This is a genomic window from Nautilia lithotrophica, from assembly GCF_054656815.1.
Genome location: NZ_BAAHXN010000002.1, coordinates 285,057 through 308,503, shown reverse-complemented (window position 1 = coordinate 308,503; position 23,447 = coordinate 285,057). Strand labels below are relative to the sequence as shown.

Here is a 23,447-nt window from a genome sequence, read left to right as displayed (position 1 = left end):
ATTTTTATTTATATTAATAATAATTTAATCTTATAGATTTATACTTTTTAACGAGTTAAAGGAGGTAATTATGAAAAGAAGCTTACAATATTTTCCTGTTCAACTTTTTGCCGTAATTATGGGTCTCTCAGGCCTAACTATTGCATTTGCAAAAGCTTGGCATTTTCTTGATATTAATATTTTCGAAAATATTTACAAGTTTTTGCTTTTTTTAGATACGCTGCTGTTTTTTTTAGTTTTTATTACTTATATTATTAAATGGATAAAATATCCAGAAGCTGTAAAAAAAGAATTTAATCATCCTATTAAAAGCTCATTTACTGCAGCAATTTCTATTAGTTTTTTACTTATATCAATTGCATTTTATGATTATGCACCTAGTATTTCTATCATATTTTGGTGGATAGGTGCACCTTTACATCTATTTTTTACTTACAAGGTGATGAAATTTTGGATTGAACATAATTTTGAAGTGGACCATATAAACCCTGCATGGTTTATACCTATTGTGGGTAATGTTCTAATCCCCGTAGTTGGTGTTGACGCACAGCCTGAGATGGTAAATATTTTTTTCTATGCAATCGGTATTTTTTTCTGGCTTGTTCTTTTTACAATTGTAATTTATAGAATGATTTTTCATAATCCTTTAGGAAAAAGATTGCTTCCTACATTTTTTATTTTAATTGCACCACCAGCAGTTGGATTTATAAGTTACTTTAGAATAACTTTCGGACTTATAGATACCGATAGTCTATTTTTATATTTTATTGCATTATTTATTTTTGTATTGCTATTAACAATGTTCAGACAATTTGTTAAACTGCAATTTTTCATTTCATGGTGGGCATATACGTTCCCTATGGCAGCATTGACTATTGCAACAATACTTATGGATTCTGCATATAATACAAACTTAACTTTTTATGGTGCATTATTTTTATTAACCATAACTACTTTACTTGTAGCTTACGTAACATACAAAACATTTATTGCAATAAATAATCACAAAATTTGTATACCTGAGGAGGAATAAATGAATAAAAGAAGTTTTTTAGGTGGATTAATAATAGGTTTGGTAATATCATTATTTATTGTTCCATTATTTTTTAAATTTTCAGCACAAAATATGCTTTTTAAGCAAGTAATAAGCCCTTATTCTTTTGAAAAAACGATAAATATAATTACTAATAGAATATCAAAAACACCAGGATGGCATGTTGTAACTGTAATTAATCAAGAAGAAGAAATTAAAAAATATGGAGGCCCTGACGTAGGTAAAGTTGCAATTATAAAATTTTGTAATGCTAAATACGCAGGTAAGATGCTTAGTGATGACGATACTAAATTTATGGCTGTTAAAATGCCGTTAAGCATAGCTGTATATGAAGACACAAAAGGTGTAGTAAAAATCTCTCTTATGAACGGGTATCTTCTAACTAGAATGCTTAGCGGAACAAAAGAAGCTAAAATTATGGAAAATGTTATAAGAGATATCCAACATATTTTAGGATTTGTGCATTTTAGATATTCTATCTTTTAAAGCCTCTTTTGGCTTTAAGCTTTGAAATTAAATGTTTCCTTTTTTTTAATTTGTTCGTTATTAAATTTTTGAATATTTTTAATTTTTTTCATTTCATTCGATAATTTATTTTTTTCATTTTCTAATATTTTTATAGCTTCTTTTAAATAAGCTTGTATCTCTTTTGCTTCTTCAATAGAATTAAATTCAGGTGTTAAATCGATAATTTCTTCTAATTTTTTCAAATCTTGATTAATTACAGCAACTTTTAAATCGTTTAAATAATTTTTCATTTTAGTTTATTCCGGTCTCTTCTTTCCAAGCTTCTATCAAACCTTTTAAAACCCTAATCACATCATCAAGATACTTTGTTTCATTCTCAAGATTTGCTTTTGCCAGAAGTTCAAGCTGATAAGCATATAACCCATTCAAATAATATGCAATATCACCGCCTTTTTCAAAATCAAGTGAATTTAAAAGCTCAATAAAAATATTTGAAGTTTTGATAATATATTTTACCTTATCTTCAATATTTCCTTCATTTATGGCTTTTTTTGCAAAATTTGCAAATCTTAAAGCTCCCTCATATAACATAAGAATCAATTTTTCCGGTCTATCGATATTTACGTTCATTTGATTATAACTATCTAAAGCTTTATTATATGTCATTTTCTACACCTTTATTTTTTTGCATTTATGGCTTGTTCTATAGCCATTGTAATTGTTTGGCTTTGAGCGTTTAATTTATTTATCATTTCATCATATGCAGCAAATTGCTTAGCCATAATTTCATATTTAGTTTCAAGATATTTATTCATTGCATCAATTCTATCCTGATATCTATCTTCTTCTCTTTTTATTTCCTGATCCAAAAGATTTAGATTAGAATTGTCACCGGTAATTGTAGTTTCAAAATCGACTTTTAACCTAGTAAACATGTCTCCAAAAAGTCTGTTTGTTAAATCGGCATCTTTTTTATAAGCACTCCTGAATTTTTCTTCATCAAAGCTTATCATTCCTGTCTTATCCATACTAAAACCTACATCAGCAGCAGTAAAAATTGTATTTATAGTATATTCATTTCCGTTAAAGTCCAAAGATGTGGTTTTATTTGACATAACTACACCAAATAGATCATTACTAAATTTACTACTTAGCATTGTAAAATCACTATCCCCTTGAAACAACCCAACTGACCCCGTATCTTTATCATAAGCAGTTAAACTTTGCAGGTTTGAAATCATTGCGTTATAGTCTGCTACAAATTTTTTTATAGCTTCAACCATATCATCTACATTTGATGTTATAGAAACACTTGATTCACCTGTCGTTTCCAAATTAATAGTGACACCAGTAATTAAATCTTCAATTTTATTAGATGCTCTATGTATCTCCACGCCGTTATACGTAAAAATAGCATCTTCAGCCTTTTGAAGTCTGTTAGAATTATTAAAATCCGTATTATCATTAAAATTAGTAGTTAAATTTGTATCATCAATAACAATATTTCCAATTGCCTGTATATCAAAATTAATAGCACCAGTATCGCTATTATATGAAGCATTTATTTTTAAAGAATTACCATCGCTATCTTTTAAATTTCCGTTATTTAAAGCATCAATAAAGTCACTAACGCTCGTGCCATCCGCTACATTCATTGTATAATCTGTGCCGTTTACATTTATTTTAAAAATCTGATCACTTCCACTATTGTTTACTAAATCACTATCAGACGAATAAGCCGCCGACGTATATTTAGTTGCATTAAACCCTAAATCATCAATTCCGGAATAATTAAACTGAATATAATTATCTTCACCTGTTTTATCCGCTTTAAGAACTAATTTATAAGGATTATCCCCTACCCCTGTATCAATTATAGAAGCCGTAACACCGGCATCTGCATTATTAATTGCTTCTTTCAAATCATTTAAAGTAGCGCCTGCTTTTAATGTAAACGTTGTTTCAACCCCACCTATTCCTATAGATAAAGTAACATCACCGCCGCTATTGTTAACAATACTATCCATTGATGCAAATCCGTTTGACTGAAACACATCATTCTCGGCCAATTGAGAAACATTAATATCAAATGACTGAGGTTCTACACCATCTTCGGCTTCTACGCTTACACTACCGTCACTTACATTAGTTGTAACTTTTGCAAAAAGCGTCCCATCCGCTAAATCTAATATATCAGTTTTAACGGTTGAACCTATGGTAATAAATTGAGAAAGCGCACTTTCTCTCTTTTTTAATAAATCAAGTTTATCTTCCAAAGGTTTAACCATAGCATCTTTATCTGCATTTTTAAGTTTATCAATAATATCGTAATTTAATACCCCACTTCCTATTCCAAGCGAAGATAGTGTTCCTATATCAGCCATTTTTACCCTTTCTTATCAAACAAAAGTCCTACAATTTCTCTCATTTTTTCCATTAATTCAAGCGCTTCTTTTGGTGGATATTCTCTAATAACCCTGTTATCTTTTGTATCAATAACCTTTACCATCAGCTCTTCTATTTTATCGTTAAACTGAAATTTCAACGTTGTATTTAATGGATTTAATGCTTTGTTTAATTCTTCCGTAATTTTTTGTAACTCTTTTTTTAATTTGTCTTTATCTTGTTTTTCAATCATATTTTGTTGTTGAGTGGTTAAATCCACCTTTTCAGTTTTTACCTGTTTAATATTATTTTGATTTGTAATGGTATCTAAATTTTGTGTCTTTTGAGCTACGTTTTTGATATTGCTAAAAACGTCCATGTTAAACCCCTTATTTAATCTGCATTAATATCGGCAAAAATAACAAACTATTTAATTTTTTGCTATTATTCTTAGTGATAATTTTAATTTAATTATAAAATAACAATTATTATATACAATACAAAAGGTTTTAAATGCAATACAAAATTATATGCGATTCACCTTTATTACAATATACGCTTGAATATTTTTTAAAAGATCATTTAAGCCCTAACGGACTTGTTATAACCGACAATCCGGAAATAGACGGAATTTTAATAGGAAAAGACATTAAAAAACCTTTTACCAAAACAACATTATTTATGGAATTAGAAAAAAAACAACCCGTAAAAGAAACAACTATAGAAGAAAAATTAGACAAAGCATTCGAAAAGTTCAAACAAGAACTTCTTGAAATATTAAAGGAGTATGATGGAGAAAAGTAATATTAAAATAATAGGCGGTAAATATAGAGGCAAAAAACTTTATATGGGTAACAAAGAAGTTACAAGAAGCACAAAAAATATTTTAAAAGAGAGTGTTTTCAACACACTGCAGTGGGAAGTTCCTGATTCTACTTGGGTGGAAATGTTTAGTGGCGTAGGAAGTATAGGACTTGAAGCAATAAGCAGAGGTGCAAAAAAAGCCTACTTTTTGGAAAAAGACCCGGAAGCCGCAAAAATTCTTAAAAAAAATATTGATTCTATGGAACCAGAAAAATGTGAGATTATTTTAGGTGATAGTTTTGAAACAATTTGGGACGTAATTGAAAAACTTAAAAGAGACAGAGATAAAGCCTTTTTTTATTTCGATCCACCTTTTGCAATTAGAGAAGGTTATGAAGATATTTATGAAAAAGTTCAGCATTTGATAAAACAACTTCCTAAAATTAACGTAGAAAAAATTTTAATTGAACATCAAAGCGATTACTCTTTTCCTGAAGAGCTAGGACTTTATAAAAAAATAAAAACAAGAAAATTCGGAAAAAGTTCCGTAACATACTACGAATAAAAGGATGAACATGAAAAAAATATTATTTATACCCCTGATTGGAATTGTGTTATTTACTGGATGTGCGACTAATTCCAAACCCGAAAAAACATTAAGCTTCAAAAGTATAAATCTACTTGATAAATATGGTGTAAGTGAAAGTGCTTTAATGAAAGCGGGAAATGGATTTATTTTTGTCATACCTGATCCAAACGGAGCAGCTATATATAAGCTTGATAAAGATTACAATCTTAAATGGAAAAAAATAACTCCAATATTATTAGATCCTGTAAAATCTGAAGTTATTGGTAATAAATTATATATTCTAGGATACGATCAGAAAAAAAACAAAGTTTCTTTATTAGAATACGATCTTAATGGAAAACTATTAAAACTTTCATATTTTGGAAAAAAATATGATTTAGCCAGAGACTTTTTAATAACAAATAAAAACGTTTATGTTGCAGTAACTCAATATACTCCAAATAATAATTCAGACATAATAATATATGGAAAAAACAAAAATATAACTCTTGCAACTCCTTTTATGGATGATGTTAAATTTATAAAACCTTATAAAAATGGAATTTTAATCATAGGAACAACACAAAGTGACAGCGAAAATGTAATCATTGCTTATAAAACGCTCGATAATAAAACTATTTGGGCGAAAACAATTGATTTAGGAATGGATGAAAGACCAATAAAAGTTAATATTAAAAACAATGAAATCATTATCGATATACTTTCAACGGACAACATGGGTGCTGAAAAAGAAGTTACATTTATTATTGACGAAAAAGGAAACGTTAAGAGTGTAAAAAAAGGAATCGAATTTGAACAACTTCCTATGAAATATAGGACATAAATGAGCTTAAAAAAGGAGTTCTTTTCAAATAACTTCTCCTCTTTTATATCTGAAAATAAAAATTTTTTTACACAATATGAACCAATTTTTATAAAATCTTTTAGAGAATATTTATCGAGGATTTCTACTTCAGAAATTATTATTGACTCTACAGAAGTAAAAAATTTTTATAGGTCATTGTTTATTGAACCTTTTTTAGTAAATCGAACATATAATAACTATAAAAATTTTTTGTTTATTAATAAATTAAATGATTACAATATTGATTATATAAATATTTTAAACAAATTATTTTTAATTTTAAGCAATAATTACATAAAACATATCCTCAAACAAAAAAATTCAATTTCAAAATTAAAAGAATTAACTTTTTTACTTGATTTTTACATAAAATATCTTGAATTTTATAAAAGTGATATTGATGATATTAATATATCAACACCAAAAGAAATAGAAGAAATTTTTACTAATAAAACACCTCTTAATTTATTTAGTATATATAAAGGAATACCAATTGCTCATAAAACAAGAATTTTAGAAATTGATAAAAATGAAGGAATAATAAAAGTTACCGCAAATAATTACCAATTAATAGCAGCTAAATTTCATAAAGAAATATTCTTACTTGAAAATGATAAAGAATATAGCTTCAGAGCAAATATAAAACATTACATAATTCACAAAAAGATTATGTATTTAAATAATATAGAAAAAGTTCAAAGAAATGCGCCTAAAAGAAGCTTTATAAGAGTTCAGCCAAAAAACAAAATAGAAGTTCTATTAAAAAAAGATTCACAAAAATTTCAAGCTGAACTTTATGATATATCATTAAGAGGTCTTTGTGTTATAGGTAAAAAATCCGATTTGAAAGTTGCGGATATTGTTACATTAGAGTTTATATTGAAAACTGACAAACCCTATCTTTTTATAACCCAGGGAGAAATAAAATCAATCACAAAACTCGACTCTAAAACATTTAGATATCATATCCATTTTGAATTATCAACTCATTATGAATATATTTTATCTAAATATATTACAAAAAGAGAAAAAGAAATCGTAAAAGAATTAAACGCTTATATATCTAAAGAATTTATATCCCTTGAAGAATAAAAAGCTTTTTTAAATTCTTTAAATTTACCTTCTAAAATCGCTTCTCTTATTTCTTTTACCAAATTCAGATAATAATGTAAGTTATGTATGCTTGCAAGCCTGAAATATGTAAGTTCCTTGGCTTTAAATAAATGGTTTAAATAAGCCCTGCTATAGTTTTTACAGGTATAACAATTACATTTAGGATCAATTGGATTTTCATCCAGTTTATATTTAGCATTTTTAATTCTAAGAGTTCCAAAAGATGTAAAAAGATAGCCATTTCTTGCATTTCTCGTAGGCATTACGCAGTCAAACATATCTACACCTCTATCAACCGCTTCTATTATATCTTCAGGAGTCCCAACACCCATAAGATATCTCGGCTTATTTTCGGGCATGTAAGGTGTAGTGGCTTCAATTGTATCATACATAACTTGATTTTCTTCACCAACACTAAGCCCCCCTATTGCAAACCCGTCAAACATATATCCATTATATTCGAGTGATACTAAACTTTCTGCGCTAATACGTCTGAAATTAAAATCTGTTCCACCCTGTATAATTGCAAAAAGATTGTTTTTTTTACCCCTGTTTATATGATGAACAAGGCTTCTGTATGCCCACTCTGTTGTTCTTTCGATTGATTTTTTAATCCTTTCTTTCGTATTAGGAAGTGCTATCAAATCATCCAAAACCATCATAATGTCGCTGTTTAAATTATACTCGATATCAATTACTTTTTCAGGAGAAAAAAAATGTTTAGAGCCGTCAATATGACTTTTAAACCAGATACCTTCATCCGTAAATTTTACATTATCCCCAAGACTAAATGCCTGAAATCCACCACTATCGGTTAAAAAACTTCTTTTATAACCGCTAAATCCGTGAAGTCCACCAAGTTTTGCAATAGTTTCATCCCCAGGACGCAAATATAAATGATACGTGTTTCCAAGTATTATAGGTGCATCAAGAATTTCCATCATATCTATTGCATCAAGGCTTTTAACAGCCGCAGCCGTTCCTACAGGCATAAAAATAGGTGTTTTAATTACACTATGTGCCGTTTCAATAGTGCAAGCCCTTGCTTTTCCGTCCATTTTATCTATTTTAAACTGCATATTTTTTATTCTCCATTCTCAATTCTCAATTTAATTGACGTATGATATAATTTTATGAAATTTTAACAAAAGGAACTGCTTGAATAAAATTTTAATATTTGCAGGATGTCAGGAAGCCACATTATTAATACAGAAAATTTCTGATAATTTCTTAAATTTAGGAGAATTTCATATAATTTATGAAGAAGACGAAATAAAAAACGGCTTTAACGAAAAAGAGAACCTGTTCTTTTATAAAATAAACTTTTATGCGTATGAACTATATAAAAATATCCTGCACAGGGATTTAAATAAAATAATAATTTTTGTAAAAAACAAAAAAGAAGCGGAATTTATCCTTAAAAATTCACTTGATAAAAAAGTCCCTATTTTATTCGTAAAATTCTGGCTTGATTTTGACATACCTCAACAAAACAACATAGAAATTATTGATATCCCGGAACTTCTCACAAACAAAGTAATCGACTTTCTTCCCGGTGTTCCGCTATTTGCAAGGGATATAGGGCTTGGTATTGGAGAAATTCTGGAAGTCGAAGTTCCGCCTCATTCTCCATTTGTATATTCACATCCGAATAAACTTCAAAACGATAAGGCAAGAGTTGCGGCTATATACAGAAACAACGAGCTTAGACTAATAAACGAAAACACAATGATCCTGCCAAACGACAAACTCCTTTTAATAGGCGATCCGGAAGAGCTAAAAGACCTGTTTAATAAAATCAAAAAAAACATAGGGGCTTTCCCTCAGCCTTACGGGCAAAACATATACCTTCTGCTGGATATGAAAAATATGGAAAAAAAAGAAATTTCCTCACTATTAAAATCCGCCCTGTTTTTACATAGAAAACTTAAAAACAAAAAACTTATAATCAAAATCATTAACCCTTCAATAAACAATCAAATATATAAACTTTACAAATTTGACAACATTGAAATATCAAGTGACTATTACGAAACTTCTTACAGCGAATGTCTAAAAAAAGACGCCAAAATTTTCAATATAGGACTAATTGTAACTAACAACGACTTTTTCTTTAAATACTCGCATTTGTATTACGACCTGAAACTGCCTATTTTCAAAAAAGGCGAAGAATCCATTAAAAAATGTAAAGGTATAAAAGTTTTAATTCAGGAAAACGAAATAAAGCCTATTGCTTCTGTTATTTTTGATTTATCTTTCCAGCTTGAAAAACCTCTCACATTTATAGACGGGGACCCGGAAAACAAACATACCGAACTTATCGAATATCTTACAAACTTTGCAAAACTATTTAATTTTAAAGACGTTCATATTGAAAAAACAAAAGACAATCCGATTTTTGAACTAAACAGAGAAGACAACCAGTGTGTAATATCCCCTTTTACAAAAAAACCTGTGCCTAAAATTTGGCAAATCCTAAATCCAAAAATGGAATATTCATATCTGTTTTTGAATAAATTCAATCAGTTTTTAATACCGGTAAAATAAAAAAACAATAAGGAAAACAATGAAAGTAAACATAAAAACACCAAATAAATCATACGAAATCCTTATAGACAAACTTCCACAAATTACATTTGATAAAAAAGTTGCAATTATTACCAATCCTACAGTGGCTGGTTATCATTTAAACTATTTACTAAATAATTTAAAAGCGAAGGAATTAAAAATAATTACGCTCCCTGACGGAGAAGAATACAAAACTATGGAATATATTACATACGCACTTGATAGAATGTTTGATGCAAAATATGACAGAAACAGCGTTGTAATAGCCTTTGGGGGCGGCGTTATAGGTGATATGAGCGGATTTGCGGCTTCAATTTTTTTAAGAGGAATAGATTTTATACAGGTGCCAACCACCCTGCTTTCAATGGTTGACAGCTCCGTAGGCGGTAAGACCGGAATCAACAACAAATACGGCAAAAACCTAATCGGTGCATTTTATCAACCGGAAGCCGTATATATCGACACACACTTTCTATCCACCCTGCCAAAAAGGGAATTTGCCGCAGGTATGGCGGAAGTAATTAAAATGGCCGTCATGTTTGATAAAGAATATTTCGAAAATCTTGAAAAAGACGCTCTTTCAATTGAAGAAATTATTAAAAGATCGGTAGAGCTCAAAGCATGGGTAGTAAACCAGGACGAAAAAGAAAAAGGCATAAGAAGCGTTTTAAATTACGGACACACATTCGGACATGTAATAGAAAACCTGACAAACTACAAAACATATCTGCACGGGGAAGCCGTTGCAATCGGTATGGTAATGGCAAATGAATTATCTATCGAACTTGGATATTTAAGCCAAGAAGAGGCCAAAAGGATTAAAAACCTTCTTGAAAAACAAGGTCTTCCGACTTATTATAAAATTAAAGATCCGGAAGAATTTTATGAACATTTTTTCGCGGATAAAAAAACGCTAAACAATAAAATAAAATTTATAATTCCGGAAAAAATCGGAAAATTCAAAATAGTGGAAAATATTGATAAAGAAATCATTATGAAAGTTTTAGGAAAGTTTACTAAATGAGAATAATATTTTTCTTATTCTTTTTTTTATCATTGTTTGCAAACGAAACAAATACAACCATTTTAAAACAAAAATCAAACGATATATCTGAAATTTTAAAAAAAGATGAATTTTTTATTAATTATCAGTCATATTTAAATTACAAAAAACTTCAAAACAAAATATACTCTTTAGAAAAACTTGCAAGAAGAAATCCAAAAAAATATAAAGATAAACTGGAAAGATTAAAAACGGAACTTGAACTTTTAAGTAAAAACAGAAATATTTTCACAACGCTTATTAAAATAAAAGAACTCCCAAAACCGCCTGAAGTAAACAATCCGTTTCAAATATTCAGTGCATTAAACTACGAAAAGGAAGTCGATAACGTAATAAACGAAAACTTCAAAACATACGAAAACTTTACAAAAACTCTAAAAATGCTTCAGGAACTTCAAGAAATCAACGAAAAACTGCATATAAAAGATTCTGAATTAACTCAGGCTATTCAAGATTTTATTATGATAAACAATATTTACAAAACAAAACTAAGAACCCTTGAAGCGGAATCAAAAATTTATAAACAAAAAGTAAAAAAAGAGATAAACAAAGAGATAAACAAATTAATTTCATTAATAATTTCCATCGCTATAAGTATTTTAATTTTTACACTTATTAAACTTGCTGTTAGAAAATACGTAAAAGAAGAATCGTTTTATCTAACTAACAAAATCCTAAATTTCATAAACGCAACCGTTATTCTGATAATAATCTCATTTTTTTATATTAACAACGCCACTTATTTAATTACAATTGTCGGTTTTGCATCCGCAGGTATCGCAATTGCGATGAAAGACTGGTTTATGAACATATTCGGCTGGTTTGTCATAATGACCAGCGGTAATTTTAAAGTTGGTGACCGAATAAAAATTTATCTTCAAAACGGACAGGTAAGAATTGTCGGTGACGTAATCGACATTACAATGACAAGAATAGTTGTTTATGAAGATGTGACACTTACAACATATCTTTACAACAGAAGAGCCGGAAGAATCGTATTTATCCCGAATAATGTAATATTTACAAACCCTGTATTTAACTATACCCATCACGGAATGTCAACGGTGTGGGACGGAATTGATATCACAATTACATTTGATTCCAATTATAAAAAAGCCGTATATCTTGCAAAAGAAATTGTAAGCAAATATTCAAAAGGTTATACCGATATCACAAAAAGAAGACTTCAAAAATTAAAATCGGCCTATCATATAAGAAATGCAAACGTTGAACCAAGAATTTATACGTTTATCGAAGAAAACGGAATCAGAATAAGCTGCTGGTATTTAAACAATTACGCCACTTTAAATTTAAGAAGCAATGTATCAGCTGAAATAATAGAAGCTTTCAATAATGAAGAAGATATCAAAATAGCTTATCCGACATATACAATTGTAAAGAAAGAGAACAATGAAAAACTTAATGAAACTGAAATACCTGTATGATTTAAAAGCCGCCGGTGTTGAATATTTTGAAGGCTTTCACTCAGAAGACGGCAAAATACAAATGCCAAAAGAACTGGATGAACTTGAAAAAATATGTCTAAACTGCACTCTTTGCGATTTAAGCAAAACAAGAACGCACGTGGTTTTTGGTGAAGGCAATCCAAATGCCGATTTAATGTTTATCGGTGAAGGACCGGGCGCTGAAGAAGACAAAACCGGAAGGCCTTTTGTCGGAAGAGCCGGTAAACTGCTAACAAAAATTATTTTAAACGTTTTAGAATTAACCAGGGAAGATGTTTATATTGCAAACATAGTAAAATGCCGCCCTCCAAACAACAGAGTCCCTACAATTGAAGAAGCCGAAACTTGTAAACCTTATCTTTTAAAACAAATTGATATAATAAATCCAAAAATTTTGGTATGCTTAGGTAAAACGGCTTTTATGTATCTGATGAATACCGATATGCCTATAAGTAAAGTCAGAGGACAGATATTTGAATTTAAGGAGAAAAAAGTGATTCCGACATTTCACCCAAGCTTTCTTCTAAGAAATCCTTCAGCCAAAAAAGAAGCCTATAAAGATTTCTTGTTGATAAAGAGTATGCTATGAAAAAAGTGATATTTTTATTATTTATATCTGTTTTATTAAATGCTCAAACACTAAATTTCGAAATACCTATAGAAGAGACAAATAATTCTATAGAAAACAAAACGATTGTTTTGGAATCCAATGACACAAATTCTGAAGTAGATACTAATTTCACGTATAAACCTGTAATAAACGAAGAAGATTTAAATGATACATATATTTCATTTAATACAAAAGCAAATCTTGCAGTGGTTATTAACAAACAGAGATTTTTCAAATACCTGCCTTCTTTAATGAATGCATTAAATGCTTATTTTGCACAAAAAGGGGTTGATTATAACATTACACTATACAACAGCGATGTAAATTTATCTGATATTCAAACCGATGATATTATATACTTTACAACAAATCTGGATGAATTAAATAAACTGCAAAACATAAATAAAAGATTTTATTTACCTTTAATTCATAAAAACGAAACAAACATTAGCTCTAAAAACATCTATTTCGGTTCAATAGACTTTAAAAATCAAATTAATCTTTTATCCACGTTTATAGACGACAAAACCGACGTAATAGCGGACAATACCCAACTATCAGAAAAACTGCTAAATTATGAAAAAAATATCACATATTTAAACAACGTATATAGATTTCCGAATATTTATTACCGGGATTTAAATGATTCTTTTGTTATTTTTAATACAAGTGCAGGAAAAACCGCTCAGGTTTTATCAACGATAACCCAAAAAGAAATACAAACAAAACTAACACTCTCCCCGCAGATAGGATACGATCCTTTAATGATTATCTTAACTCAACCGGCAGATATTGAAAAACTTTTAATCGCAAACTCGATAATCCATCCACCTCTTGTTATTAACGAATACATTTCACTTTTAAATTCTGACATTAAATACAATTGGTTAAATTACGCAACTTGTATCCTTGCAAATAAAATATACAACAGACAAAACGAAGAAGACGAATTTTATATGAATGATTTTAATATTTATATTTTTGACAATCAGATCGATTACAAAACAAAACTTTACAGAATTATTGACGGAGCTTTCAAACAGGTTGAGTAATTAAGTTGTGAAAATAATTATCTCTTCACAACTTACCCACTTCACAACTTACCTACTTTTTTATGCTATAATTGCGCTTAAAAAAGGACACTAATGGCTACTTACGTTATCGGGTTCCCAAGAATCGGTGAACAAAGAGAACTTAAAAAGGCTCTTGAAGCATACTGGGCAGGTAAATCTTCTCAAGAAGAACTTCAAAAAACCGCATCAGAACTTAGAAAAAGACACTGGACTTATCAGAAAAACGCTGGAATTGATTTAATCAGTGTAAACGATTTCAGTTTTTACGACAACATGATAGATGCTATGACTATGCTTAACGCTATTCCTGAGAGATACAAAGATATCGACAACTGCATGGACAGATATTTTGCAATTGCAAGGGGTGATGCAAACCACAAAGCAATGGAAATGACAAAATGGTTTAACACAAACTACCACTACATCGTTCCTGAACTTGACGTTAATATGGATTTCAAAGCAAGCATCGATAAAATCAAAATCGAAGTTGCCGAAGCAAAAGAGCTTGGAATCAACGCAAAAGTTAACTTCGTTGGACCTATTACATTCGTAAAACTTTCTAAAATCGTAAACGGCAGCGAAGATGAAATTATTGAAAAACTAATCCCTGTATATGAAGACCTAATCGCTCAAATCAAAGCTCTTGGTGTAAACACTATTCAATTAGACGAGCCGTATTTCGTAACAAACCCAACTGAAAAAGACCTTCAGACACTTAAAAAAGTTTACGATAAACTTGGCGGCCTTGCCGACATTTTCGTAGCTACATATTTCGAACATTCAAACGAAGCAAATGAAGTTTTAGCAACTACTCCTATTAAAGGAATGCTACTTGATTTCGTTCACGGCAATGAAAACAGCATCAAAGCACTTGCTGAGGCAGGTAAAATCGTAGGTATCGGTATTGTAAACGGAAGAAACGTATGGGTTAACGACATCGAAAAATCAGTAGAATTCCTAAAAGGTATCGCTGAAACATACGATGCCGACAAAATCATGGTGGGTAGCAGCTGCTCATTACTACATGTTCCATACACATTAAAATATGAAACAAAAATGGACGAAGATATTAAATCTTGGATTTCATACGCACTTGAAAAACTTGACGAAATCAGAGTAATCGAAAAACTATTCAGAGGCGCTGAACTTAGCGAATACGAAAAAGAAGTTCTTGAAGGTAACAAAATCGCAATCGCTACAAGAAAAACAAGTGATAAAATTCACGATCCGATTGTAAAAGATAGAGTTTCTAACCTAACTGAAAAAGACAAACACAGAAGCGTTCCTTTTGAAGAGAGAATCAAACTTCAACACGAAAACCTTAAATACCCTATCCTTCCGACAACAACAATCGGTTCTTTCCCTCAAACACCGGAACTTAGAAAATTAAGAAGAGATTTCAAAAACGGCGTAATTTCTGAAGAAGAATACAAAACTCAAATAAAAGCAATGATTAAAGAACTTGTAGAATATCAAGAAGCTATCGATATCGATGTATTGGTTCATGGTGAGTTCGAAAGAAACGACATGGTTGAATATTTCGGTGAGCAGCTTAAAGGTGTTGCGTTTTCTCAAAACGGATGGGTTCAAAGTTATGGTAGTAGATGTGTTAAACCACCTCTAATTTTTGGTGATGTATCTAGACCTAAAGATATGACTGTTGAATGGACTGTATATGCTCAAAGCTTAACTGAAAGACCTATGAAAGGTATGCTAACAGGTCCTGTTACAATGCTTAACTGGTCATTTGTAAGAGACGACCAGCCAAAAAGAACAACTGCATATCAAATGGCAATCGCTATAAGAGATGAAGTTGAAGCTCTTGAAGCTGCGGGAATTAAAGTTATTCAGGTTGATGAAGCAGCCTTAAGAGAAGGATATCCTTTAAGAAATGAAAAAAGAGCCGAGTATGAAGACTGGGCTATTACAAGCTTCAGAATTACAACAAGCAGCGTAAAACCTGAAACTCAAATCCACACTCACATGTGTTATTCTGAATTCAGCGACATTATGGACGCTATTGAAGATATGGACGCGGACGTTATTTCAATCGAAAACGCAAGAAGCGACAACAGCCTACTTAAAATCTTTAAAGAAAGAGGATACAAAGGTGAAATCGGACCTGGTGTTTACGATATCCACAGCCCGAGAATCCCAAGCACTGAAGAGATGGTAGAACAGATCGAAGCTATCCTTGAAGTATTACCTGCCGAAAAAGTATGGGTTAACCCTGACTGCGGTCTTAAAACAAGAAAATGGGAAGAAGTTAAACCAAGCCTAGAAAATATGGTAAAAGCTGCCAAAGAGGTAAGAGCCAAACTTAAAAAATGAAAAAGCTCTTAATTTTAATTCCTCTTTTTGCTTTTTCTTTTTATTATCCTATTAACTTTAAATTCCAATTTATCCATTCATGCATGGAAAACTCAAACCTACAAACTCACAAATATGAATACTGCGAATGCGTATATAATAAAATTACGGAACGTTTTACATATCAGTATTTTACATATAACTCAGCTTCACCGGAAGTGTTAAACTTTATAAGAAAAGCCTCTAAAGAATGCCTCATTAAAGTTAAAAGTGTAAAATGAAAAATGTAAAATGATTTATTTAATTGTAATTTTTTACTTTTAACTTTTCCCTTCACAACTTATCAACTTATCAACTTAACTACTCATTTTATGCTATACTTTTAATTAAAAATTCTCAAGGAGATTTTGTTATGAGAGAATATCTTTTTTCAAGTGAATCGGTAACAGAGGGTCACCCTGATAAAATGGCGGACCAGATCAGTGACGCAATACTGGATTATATTATAGAAAGAGACAAAAACGCAAAAGTGGCATGTGAAACGCTTCTTAGCAACGGGTTTTGTGTTATAGCGGGTGAACTTAAAACAACAACATACGCTCCTATGCAGGAAATAGCAAGAGAAGTTGTAAGAGAAATCGGATACACCGACGCAAGATACGGATTTGATTACAGGACTGCGGGTGTTCTAAACGGAATTGGTGAGCAAAGTCCCGATATCAGACAAGGGGTTGAAAGAGGAGAAGAAATAGGTGCGGGTGACCAGGGTATGATGTTTGGTTACGCATGCACGGAAACACCTGAACTTATGCCGCTTCCGATTATGCTTGCACATAAACTTACAAAAAGATTATCGGTTGCAAGAAAAGAAGCTATTATTCCGTGGCTAAGACCTGACGGAAAGGCGCAGGTTAGCGTAAAATACGTAGACGGCAAGCCTGTAAGCGTTGAAAAGGTAGTAGTATCTACTCAGCATGAGCCTGATATCAACTATTCGGAAATTAAAGAAGCGGTAATCGAAGAAGTTATCAAAAAAGTCATTCCGGCAAATATGCTTAGCAAAAACGTCGAATACTTCATCAACCCTACTGGAAAATTCGTAATCGGAGGTCCTCAGGGTGATGCTGGACTTACAGGTAGAAAAATTATAGTTGACACATACGGAGGAGCGGCACCTCACGGCGGTGGGGCATTCAGTGGAAAAGACCCTACAAAAGTTGACAGAAGCGGTGCATATGCTGCAAGACACGTGGCTAAAAACCTTGTAGCGGCAGGTGCGGCAGATAAAATAACTGTGCAAATCGCATACGCTATCGGTGTTGTTGAACCTGTAAGTATTTATGTAGATTCTCACGGCACCGCAAAAGTGGATGAGAGAAAAATAGAAGATGCGGTAAGAAAGATATTCAACCTAACACCTAAAGGTATTATCGATTCACTTGATTTACTTAAACCGATTTATAAAAACACTGCTGCCTACGGGCATTTCGGAAGGGAAGAATTTTCTTGGGAACAATTAAACAAAGTTGAAGAAATAAAAGATTTTCTTGGACTTAAATAAAATATAAAGTTATTAAGTTTTGAAGTTTTTGAGGTTGTTTAGTTTATATATTTTAACCATAATTAATCCTAACAACCTTAACAACCTAAACTAACACTAAAAACCTTAATATCTTTAACAACTTTCTTCCTTTTTTAACTTTTTACCCTACACTTTTCACTTCTTAATTATGGTAAAATATCACTATGATAGTATATGGAAAAAGAGTAGTAGAATACATAATTCAAAAGCACGGAGATATTGTTAAAGAACTTCTTATTGCAAAGAAACTTGACAAAAAAGAATTAAATAAACTGAAGCAGTTCAAAATTAATTTTATAGACAATAAAACCGCTCAGAAAATCAGCAGGAACGGAAATCATCAGGGATATTTCGCAAAAATCGATTTCAACCCTAAAGAATGGGATATTATCGGAAACAAGATTCTTATACTTGATAACGTAACAGATATGGGAAATATTGGCGCAATTACAAGAACCGCTTATGCATTAGGCATTGATTTATTAATAATTACAGGAATAAAAGAACTTAAATGGCCTCAAATCATAAGAACGAGTGCCGGTGCGGCTCTGGATATGAAAATAATAACATATCAAAATATATTAGACTTAATCAATATTTTAAAAACAAAAGGATATATTATTGCAGGGGCAGATTTTGGCGGTGAATGTAAAATAGAAGCCTCAAAAATAGCTTTGATAATGGGAAGTGAGGGTGAAGGATTAAAGAAAAAAGTTAAAGAAAAACTTGATAAAATTTTAAGCATAGAAATGAAAAACGGGTTTGATTCTTTAAACGTATCAGTTGCTGCAGGAATCTTAATTGACAGGATTACAAATGAATGCAAATGATTTTTTTGAGCAATATTCAATAGAAATAATAAACAAACGCACAAGAATATCGCCTATTTCACTTAGATATATCAAAAACAAAGAATTTGAAAAAATTCAAAGAGTTAAATTTTTGGGTTTTATAAGAATAATTGAAAAAGAGTTTAATGTTGATTTAAGTGAACTCATAGAAGAATACAATCAGGCTACAAATCATACAATTACATCCTCATCAAATATTAATGAAACAAAACTACAAGAACCTAAAAAGCACAACACTTTAATGTTATCTATATTAGCCGTTGTTCTCTTTTCATTAGGTGCTTATCTTCTTTATAATAAATACAACTCCCTTAAATCATCAAATATAAACGAATTAAATAAAACAACATTTATTCCTACTGATGAAAATACAACCTCACAACAACCTTTGCAAGAACAAGACAATAATAGTAAGCAAATTAATATTGAAAAAAATACTTCTTTTTCAAATGTATCAAATATTAAATCACAACCAATCGCAAAAGAACAAACCAACAACACACCAAAAACCACCATCCCAAAAAATATTGAAATATATCCTAATGAAAAAGTATGGTTTAAGGCAATAAATTTAGATAATAATAAAACGTTGGAATATCTCACAAGCAATCCAAAAACATTAATAGGTCCAAATTGGTATGTAAAATTCGGACATGGAAACATTACCATCAATTACGGAAATCAAACAATTACACCAGATACTAAAAAAATAGTAAGAATTTTATTTCAAAACGGAAAAATAGAATATTTAAAAAAACCAAACAGGTATGAAAAATGAAAAAAGTTTTAATTAGTTTTATCCTTACAATATCCATATTTGCAAATAATGTTCAAACAATTAAAAATTTAATCGGGGAAGAAAAATTCAATACATATTATGAACTTCTAAAACCGGTTTTAAACGAATCCTCTTTAATTAAAACACTTGAATATTTACAAAACAACGGACTTCTTGATATTTTCTTTGATAAGCCCAAGCTTATTCACCCTACGTTTATATTTATTAATAATAATCCCGTTTTTAATACCAAGACACTTTATTCAACACTAAATTCATTAGGATACTATTATTTTTATCCGGTAAAACTGATAAAAAACAACACTTACTCAATAACTCTTGAAATGAAATCAACACACTACATCGATCCTCTGCTTTTCAGTAAAACCATTGCACAAAAAGGATGTAATGTAATTAACATTAATAAAAACAATAACTATATCTATACAATAAATTGTGAAAACGAACATTTGGACACTTTAAAAGTAGTATCAAAAAAAACAAAACTTTTAAATGCTAAAGGAATTTATTGGATTAACCCAAATGGATTTAATAAAATAATGATTTATTCTTCAAAACTTGATAATTGGTATCCTTATATTGTATTTTTTGACAAAAATTTAAATATTTTAAATATAATTGCAAAAGAAAATTCCAAAAGAATAGTTTACTTAAACATTCCACAAGAATGTGCTTATATAAAAATTTCGGACACATATTCAAAAGAGAATTTTAAAAGAGGAATTTATATTAAAGGCATCAAATGAATCATTTCGAAAGAATAGAAAGACTTCCTAATTATATATTTGCCGTAATAAACGAACTAAAACTTCAGGCAAGACGCGCAGGAGAAGACATAATAGACTTTTCAATGGGAAATCCAGACGGACCAACACCACAACCAATTGTAGATAAACTCATTGAGGCTGCCAAGAAACCAAAAAATCACCGATATTCCGTAAGTAAAGGGATATATAAATTAAGAGAAGCCATATGTAACTGGTATGCAAGAAGATATAACGTATCTCTAAACCCGGAAACCGAAGCGGTCGTTACAATGGGAAGCAAAGAAGGATATGTTCATTTAACTCAAGCAATTACAAATGTAGGGGATGTTGCTATCGTTCCTGATCCTACATATCCAATTCATTCATATGCTTTTATGCTGGCAGGAGCAAGTGTCAGAAAGGTGGAACTTAAATACAATGAAAAATATGAACTTTTAGAAGACGAATTTTTTGAGCAGCTTAAACTCGCTATGATAGAAGCCGTTCCGAAACCTAAATTTTTAGTATTAAACTTCCCTCACAACCCGACAACCGTAACGGTAACCAAAGATTTCTATCAAAGAGCGGTTGACTTTGCAAAAGAAGAAGGATTATATATTATAAGCGACATTGCATATGCTGATATTACATTTGATGGATATAAAACACCGAGTATTTTTGAAGCAAAAGGCGCTAAAGAGGTGGCTGTTGAGAGTTTTACCCTCAGTAAAAGCTACAATATGGCAGGATGGAGGGTAGGATTTATTGTAGGAAACCCTGTTTTAGTTGGTGCCCTTCAAAAATACAAATCATGGATCGATTACGGAATGTTTACGCCTATTCAGGTAGCTGCTACCGTTGCACTCAGAGATTATCAGCATTTGGTTAAGGATATAGTGGAAACATACCGACAAAGACGCGACGTTTTAATAGAAAGCTTTGCAAACGCCGGATGGGAGATTGAAAAACCGACCGCAAGTATGTTCGTATGGGCAAGAATACCGGAATGTGCAAGACACCTTGGAAGTTTGGAATTTTCAAAAAGACTTTTAACAGAAGCGCATATTGCGGTAAGTCCCGGAATTGGATTTGGTGCGTATGGTGATGAATATGTTCGAATTGCTCTAATAGAAAACGAAAAAAGAATCCGCCAGGCTGCTAAAAACATAAAAGGATTTTTAAAAGAATTAAAGGAAAGCAATGGTTAAAATAGGAATAGTTGGTGTCGGGACTGTTGGATTAAGCGTAGTAAAAAACCTGCAAAAAAACAAAGATTTAATCAGAGCTAGAGCCGGAAAAGAGATAATCGTTAAAACCGGCGTAGTTAGAAATTTGAATAAAAAAAGAGATGTTAGCATACACCTTACGACAGATTACAAAGAAGTAACAAGAGATCCGGAAATAGATATAGTCGTAGAACTTATGGGCGGAGTTGAAGAAGCTTATGAAGTAGTAAGTGATGCATTAAAACACAACAAAGCGGTTGTTACCGCAAATAAAGCGCTTCTTGCTTATCACAGATTTGAACTTCAGTCTATTGCAAAAACGCCGTTTGAATACGAAGCAAGCGTAGCCGGCGGTATTCCGATTATAAAAGCGTTAAGAGACGGGCTAAGTGCGAATCACATTCAGGAAATTAAAGGTATTATCAACGGAACCTGCAACTATATCCTTACTGAAATGAAAAAAGGAAGAAACTACGGGGAAGTTCTTAAAGAGGCACAGGAACTTGGATACGCAGAAGCTGATCCGACTTTTGACGTAGGCGGATTTGACGCGGCCCACAAACTGCTTATTTTAGCAAGTATTGCGTATAATATTGACGCAAAACCGGAAGATATTTTAATTGAAGGCATTGAAAACATTAACCTGACCGATATAGAGTTTGCAAAAGAATTCGGATATGAAATAAAACTTTTAGGAATAGCCAAAAAAATTGAAAACGAAATAGAACTCCGCGTTCACCCTACTCTTATTAAAAATACGCAAATGATTGCAAAAGTTGACGGCGTTATGAATGCCGTAAGCGTAATTGGTGATGTAGTGGGTGAAACTATGTATTACGGACCGGGCGCTGGTGGTGATGCAACCGCCAGTGCGGTTATAAGCGACATTATTGAAATTGCGAGAGGAAATGTAAATCCAATGCTCGGATATAAAAAACCACTTGAAAGTGAAAGAGTAAGGTTAAAAACAAGTGATGAAATAAAAACAAAATATTATCTGAGAATTGCCGTAAATGATAAACTGGGCGTTCTTGAAAAAATAGCAAACACGCTGGCTAAAAATAACATTTCAGTTGAAAGCTTCCTTCAAAAACCAAAAGACGGCTATGTGAAACTACTCTTCTCTACTCATAAATCACTCGAAAAAGACGTTAAAAAAGCGATTGAGGAAATAGAAAACTTTGAGTTTGTAATAAAACCAATCAATTTCATCAGGATAGAAGAATAGTGATAAACAAACTCAAAAAAATTTCCCTTTTTTTTAATATTGAAGACAGCCTCTTAAATGAAATTTCCAAATATACTACCATAAAAAGATACAACAAACAGGAAATAATATTTTACGAAGGTGAAAAAGACAAATATTTCTACGGAATAGTTTACGGACAGGTTTTAATGTATGACGTCGATTTAAAAGGCAATATAATACCCAAAAACCAGTTTGGTTGCGGTGATATTTTCGGACTTATATCGCAAATACAAAACAGACCTTATTGTCTAAGCAGTATAAGTGAAAGCGAGTCGGAAATAATAAAAATAGACTATTCAAAATTTCAAAAGCACATTTCCACCCCACCATTCAGTGACAGAATCATTAAAATGCTTAGTAATCAGATTATGCAGGAGCTTGAATTCAATAAACTTCAAAAATTTGACGCAACCAAAAGAGTGATTTACACCCTTCTTAATTTCCCTCAAAAATTTGTCAGAAAGAAAAAATATATGCTTGCCAAAGAACTCGGTATGAGCGCAGAAACACTCAGCAGAATTTTAAGTAAGTTGAAAAACGAAGGTATTATTTGCTACTGCGAAAAATCCATAAAAGTTACTGATTACGATAAATTAAAAGAATATATAAGCTGAGTGTTACGTTGTTTGTTAATTGGTGTATTAGTA

24 protein-coding genes are annotated in these 23,447 nt (G+C 31.2%); 19 read left to right on the top strand and 5 right to left on the bottom strand.

Annotated features, from left to right (window positions below; translation table 11 throughout):
• The first annotated feature begins 70 nt into the window (after positions 1–70).
• Together ACYQ19_RS06170 and ACYQ19_RS06165 are read left to right on the top strand one after the other, a co-directional pair.
• Complete coding sequence (locus tag ACYQ19_RS06170; protein ID WP_459978557.1) at positions 71–1,033, top strand: SLAC1 anion channel family protein; 963 nt, start codon at positions 71–73, stop codon at positions 1,031–1,033.
• A complete protein-coding gene (locus ACYQ19_RS06165; RefSeq protein ID WP_459978556.1) occupies positions 1,034–1,540 on the top strand; it encodes a DUF302 domain-containing protein in 507 nt (168 codons plus the stop codon).
• Between the two features lie 14 nt (positions 1,541–1,554).
• Here ACYQ19_RS06165 and ACYQ19_RS06160 read toward each other — a convergent pair whose 3' ends face one another.
• The 4 genes from ACYQ19_RS06160 to ACYQ19_RS06145 are packed head-to-tail and all read right to left on the bottom strand — an operon-like array spanning position 1,555 to position 4,286.
• The gene (locus ACYQ19_RS06160) at positions 1,555–1,812 is read right to left on the bottom strand and encodes a hypothetical protein (RefSeq protein ID WP_459978555.1); all 258 of its coding nucleotides are present in this window, start codon (positions 1,810–1,812) and stop codon (positions 1,555–1,557) included.
• 1 nt (position 1,813) lies between these two features.
• The gene (gene fliS / locus ACYQ19_RS06155) at positions 1,814–2,188 is read right to left on the bottom strand and encodes a flagellar export chaperone FliS (protein ID WP_459978554.1); all 375 of its coding nucleotides are present in this window, start codon (positions 2,186–2,188) and stop codon (positions 1,814–1,816) included.
• An 11-nt stretch (positions 2,189–2,199) separates the two neighbouring features.
• A complete protein-coding gene (fliD, locus tag ACYQ19_RS06150) occupies positions 2,200–3,906 on the bottom strand; it encodes a flagellar filament capping protein FliD (protein ID WP_459978553.1) in 1,707 nt (568 codons plus the stop codon).
• Between the two features lie 2 nt (positions 3,907–3,908).
• Positions 3,909–4,286, bottom strand: a complete 378-nt coding sequence (locus ACYQ19_RS06145) for a flagellar protein FlaG (RefSeq protein WP_459978552.1) — start codon at positions 4,284–4,286, stop codon at positions 3,909–3,911.
• A gap of 134 nt (positions 4,287–4,420) precedes the next feature.
• On the opposite strand from ACYQ19_RS06145, the gene ACYQ19_RS06140 reads away from it, so the two are divergent.
• From ACYQ19_RS06140 to ACYQ19_RS06125, 4 genes are all read left to right on the top strand, one after another.
• On the top strand, positions 4,421–4,711 hold the full coding sequence (locus tag ACYQ19_RS06140) for a hypothetical protein (protein WP_459978551.1): 291 nt from the start codon (positions 4,421–4,423) through the stop codon (positions 4,709–4,711).
• Positions 4,698–5,276 carry a 16S rRNA (guanine(966)-N(2))-methyltransferase RsmD gene (gene rsmD, locus ACYQ19_RS06135; protein WP_459978550.1) on the top strand — a complete coding sequence of 193 codons (579 nt, stop codon included), beginning with the start codon at positions 4,698–4,700 and terminating at the stop codon, positions 5,274–5,276. Before ACYQ19_RS06140 ends, rsmD begins: the two co-directional genes overlap by 14 nt.
• Before the next feature lie 10 nt (positions 5,277–5,286).
• Positions 5,287–6,123: a hypothetical protein gene (locus ACYQ19_RS06130; RefSeq protein ID WP_459978549.1), complete on the top strand. Its 837-nt coding sequence runs from the start codon at positions 5,287–5,289 to the stop codon at positions 6,121–6,123.
• A 231-nt stretch (positions 6,124–6,354) separates the two neighbouring features.
• On the top strand, positions 6,355–7,236 hold the full coding sequence (locus ACYQ19_RS06125; RefSeq protein WP_459978548.1) for a PilZ domain-containing protein: 882 nt from the start codon (positions 6,355–6,357) through the stop codon (positions 7,234–7,236).
• On the opposite strand, the gene tgt is transcribed toward ACYQ19_RS06125, so the two are convergent.
• Positions 7,200–8,336, bottom strand: a complete 1,137-nt coding sequence (tgt, locus tag ACYQ19_RS06120; RefSeq protein ID WP_459978547.1) for a tRNA guanosine(34) transglycosylase Tgt — start codon at positions 8,334–8,336, stop codon at positions 7,200–7,202. The genes ACYQ19_RS06125 and tgt overlap by 37 nt on opposite strands.
• Before the next feature lie 79 nt (positions 8,337–8,415).
• Between tgt and ACYQ19_RS06115 the strand changes: the two genes are divergently transcribed.
• From ACYQ19_RS06115 to ACYQ19_RS06055, 13 genes are all read left to right on the top strand, one after another.
• Positions 8,416–9,804, top strand: a complete 1,389-nt coding sequence (locus ACYQ19_RS06115; RefSeq protein ID WP_459978546.1) for a COG3400 family protein — start codon at positions 8,416–8,418, stop codon at positions 9,802–9,804.
• A gap of 19 nt (positions 9,805–9,823) precedes the next feature.
• Positions 9,824–10,849 (top strand): 3-dehydroquinate synthase, encoded by a 1,026-nt coding sequence (aroB, locus tag ACYQ19_RS06110; RefSeq protein ID WP_459978545.1) that lies wholly within the window; start codon positions 9,824–9,826, stop codon positions 10,847–10,849.
• A 32-nt stretch (positions 10,850–10,881) separates the two neighbouring features.
• A complete protein-coding gene (locus ACYQ19_RS06105) occupies positions 10,882–12,333 on the top strand; it encodes a mechanosensitive ion channel family protein (protein ID WP_459978544.1) in 1,452 nt (483 codons plus the stop codon).
• A complete protein-coding gene (locus ACYQ19_RS06100) occupies positions 12,299–12,943 on the top strand; it encodes a uracil-DNA glycosylase (RefSeq protein WP_459978543.1) in 645 nt (214 codons plus the stop codon). Before ACYQ19_RS06105 ends, ACYQ19_RS06100 begins: the two co-directional genes overlap by 35 nt.
• Entirely contained in the window at positions 12,940–14,016 is a 1,077-nt protein-coding gene (locus tag ACYQ19_RS06095; protein ID WP_459978542.1) for a hypothetical protein, read from the top strand. The genes ACYQ19_RS06100 and ACYQ19_RS06095 overlap by 4 nt, the downstream gene beginning before the upstream one ends.
• 93 nt (positions 14,017–14,109) lie before the next feature.
• Positions 14,110–16,368, top strand: a complete 2,259-nt coding sequence (gene metE, locus ACYQ19_RS06090) for a 5-methyltetrahydropteroyltriglutamate--homocysteine S-methyltransferase (RefSeq protein WP_459978541.1) — start codon at positions 14,110–14,112, stop codon at positions 16,366–16,368.
• Positions 16,369–16,759: 391 nt separating this feature from the next.
• The gene (gene metK, locus ACYQ19_RS06085) at positions 16,760–17,908 is read left to right on the top strand and encodes a methionine adenosyltransferase (protein ID WP_459978540.1); all 1,149 of its coding nucleotides are present in this window, start codon (positions 16,760–16,762) and stop codon (positions 17,906–17,908) included.
• A 185-nt stretch (positions 17,909–18,093) separates the two neighbouring features.
• Positions 18,094–18,759, top strand: coding sequence for a 23S rRNA (guanosine(2251)-2'-O)-methyltransferase RlmB (gene rlmB / locus ACYQ19_RS06080; RefSeq protein WP_459978539.1), 666 nt, complete (start codon positions 18,094–18,096; stop codon positions 18,757–18,759).
• A complete protein-coding gene (locus tag ACYQ19_RS06075) occupies positions 18,746–19,558 on the top strand; it encodes a hypothetical protein (RefSeq protein WP_459978538.1) in 813 nt (270 codons plus the stop codon). The genes rlmB and ACYQ19_RS06075 overlap by 14 nt, the downstream gene beginning before the upstream one ends.
• Positions 19,555–20,325, top strand: coding sequence for a hypothetical protein (locus ACYQ19_RS06070; protein WP_459978537.1), 771 nt, complete (start codon positions 19,555–19,557; stop codon positions 20,323–20,325). The genes ACYQ19_RS06075 and ACYQ19_RS06070 overlap by 4 nt, the downstream gene beginning before the upstream one ends.
• Entirely contained in the window at positions 20,322–21,533 is a 1,212-nt protein-coding gene (locus ACYQ19_RS06065; RefSeq protein WP_459978536.1) for an LL-diaminopimelate aminotransferase, read from the top strand. Before ACYQ19_RS06070 ends, ACYQ19_RS06065 begins: the two co-directional genes overlap by 4 nt.
• Positions 21,526–22,779, top strand: coding sequence for a homoserine dehydrogenase (locus ACYQ19_RS06060; RefSeq protein ID WP_459978535.1), 1,254 nt, complete (start codon positions 21,526–21,528; stop codon positions 22,777–22,779). Before ACYQ19_RS06065 ends, ACYQ19_RS06060 begins: the two co-directional genes overlap by 8 nt.
• Positions 22,779–23,414: a Crp/Fnr family transcriptional regulator gene (locus tag ACYQ19_RS06055; protein ID WP_459978534.1), complete on the top strand. Its 636-nt coding sequence runs from the start codon at positions 22,779–22,781 to the stop codon at positions 23,412–23,414. The genes ACYQ19_RS06060 and ACYQ19_RS06055 overlap by 1 nt, the downstream gene beginning before the upstream one ends.
• The last annotated feature ends 33 nt before the right edge of the window (positions 23,415–23,447 follow it).

Coding starts and splice junctions, on each gene's coding strand:
- ACYQ19_RS06170 (WP_459978557.1), top strand. CDS start 71: ATGAAAAGAAGCTTACAATATTTTCCTGTTCAACTTTTTGCCGTAATT.
- ACYQ19_RS06165 (WP_459978556.1), top strand. CDS start 1,034: ATGAATAAAAGAAGTTTTTTAGGTGGATTAATAATAGGTTTGGTAATA.
- ACYQ19_RS06160 (WP_459978555.1), bottom strand. CDS start 1,812: ATGAAAAATTATTTAAACGATTTAAAAGTTGCTGTAATTAATCAAGAT.
- fliS (WP_459978554.1), bottom strand. CDS start 2,188: ATGACATATAATAAAGCTTTAGATAGTTATAATCAAATGAACGTAAAT.
- fliD (WP_459978553.1), bottom strand. CDS start 3,906: ATGGCTGATATAGGAACACTATCTTCGCTTGGAATAGGAAGTGGGGTA.
- ACYQ19_RS06145 (WP_459978552.1), bottom strand. CDS start 4,286: ATGGACGTTTTTAGCAATATCAAAAACGTAGCTCAAAAGACACAAAAT.
- ACYQ19_RS06140 (WP_459978551.1), top strand. CDS start 4,421: ATGCAATACAAAATTATATGCGATTCACCTTTATTACAATATACGCTT.
- rsmD (WP_459978550.1), top strand. CDS start 4,698: ATGGAGAAAAGTAATATTAAAATAATAGGCGGTAAATATAGAGGCAAA.
- ACYQ19_RS06130 (WP_459978549.1), top strand. CDS start 5,287: ATGAAAAAAATATTATTTATACCCCTGATTGGAATTGTGTTATTTACT.
- tgt (WP_459978547.1), bottom strand. CDS start 8,336: ATGCAGTTTAAAATAGATAAAATGGACGGAAAAGCAAGGGCTTGCACT.
- aroB (WP_459978545.1), top strand. CDS start 9,824: ATGAAAGTAAACATAAAAACACCAAATAAATCATACGAAATCCTTATA.
- ACYQ19_RS06100 (WP_459978543.1), top strand. CDS start 12,299: ATGAAAAACTTAATGAAACTGAAATACCTGTATGATTTAAAAGCCGCC.
- ACYQ19_RS06095 (WP_459978542.1), top strand. CDS start 12,940: ATGAAAAAAGTGATATTTTTATTATTTATATCTGTTTTATTAAATGCT.
- metE (WP_459978541.1), top strand. CDS start 14,110: ATGGCTACTTACGTTATCGGGTTCCCAAGAATCGGTGAACAAAGAGAA.
- metK (WP_459978540.1), top strand. CDS start 16,760: ATGAGAGAATATCTTTTTTCAAGTGAATCGGTAACAGAGGGTCACCCT.
- rlmB (WP_459978539.1), top strand. CDS start 18,094: ATGATAGTATATGGAAAAAGAGTAGTAGAATACATAATTCAAAAGCAC.
- ACYQ19_RS06075 (WP_459978538.1), top strand. CDS start 18,746: ATGAATGCAAATGATTTTTTTGAGCAATATTCAATAGAAATAATAAAC.
- ACYQ19_RS06070 (WP_459978537.1), top strand. CDS start 19,555: ATGAAAAAAGTTTTAATTAGTTTTATCCTTACAATATCCATATTTGCA.
- ACYQ19_RS06065 (WP_459978536.1), top strand. CDS start 20,322: ATGAATCATTTCGAAAGAATAGAAAGACTTCCTAATTATATATTTGCC.
- ACYQ19_RS06060 (WP_459978535.1), top strand. CDS start 21,526: ATGGTTAAAATAGGAATAGTTGGTGTCGGGACTGTTGGATTAAGCGTA.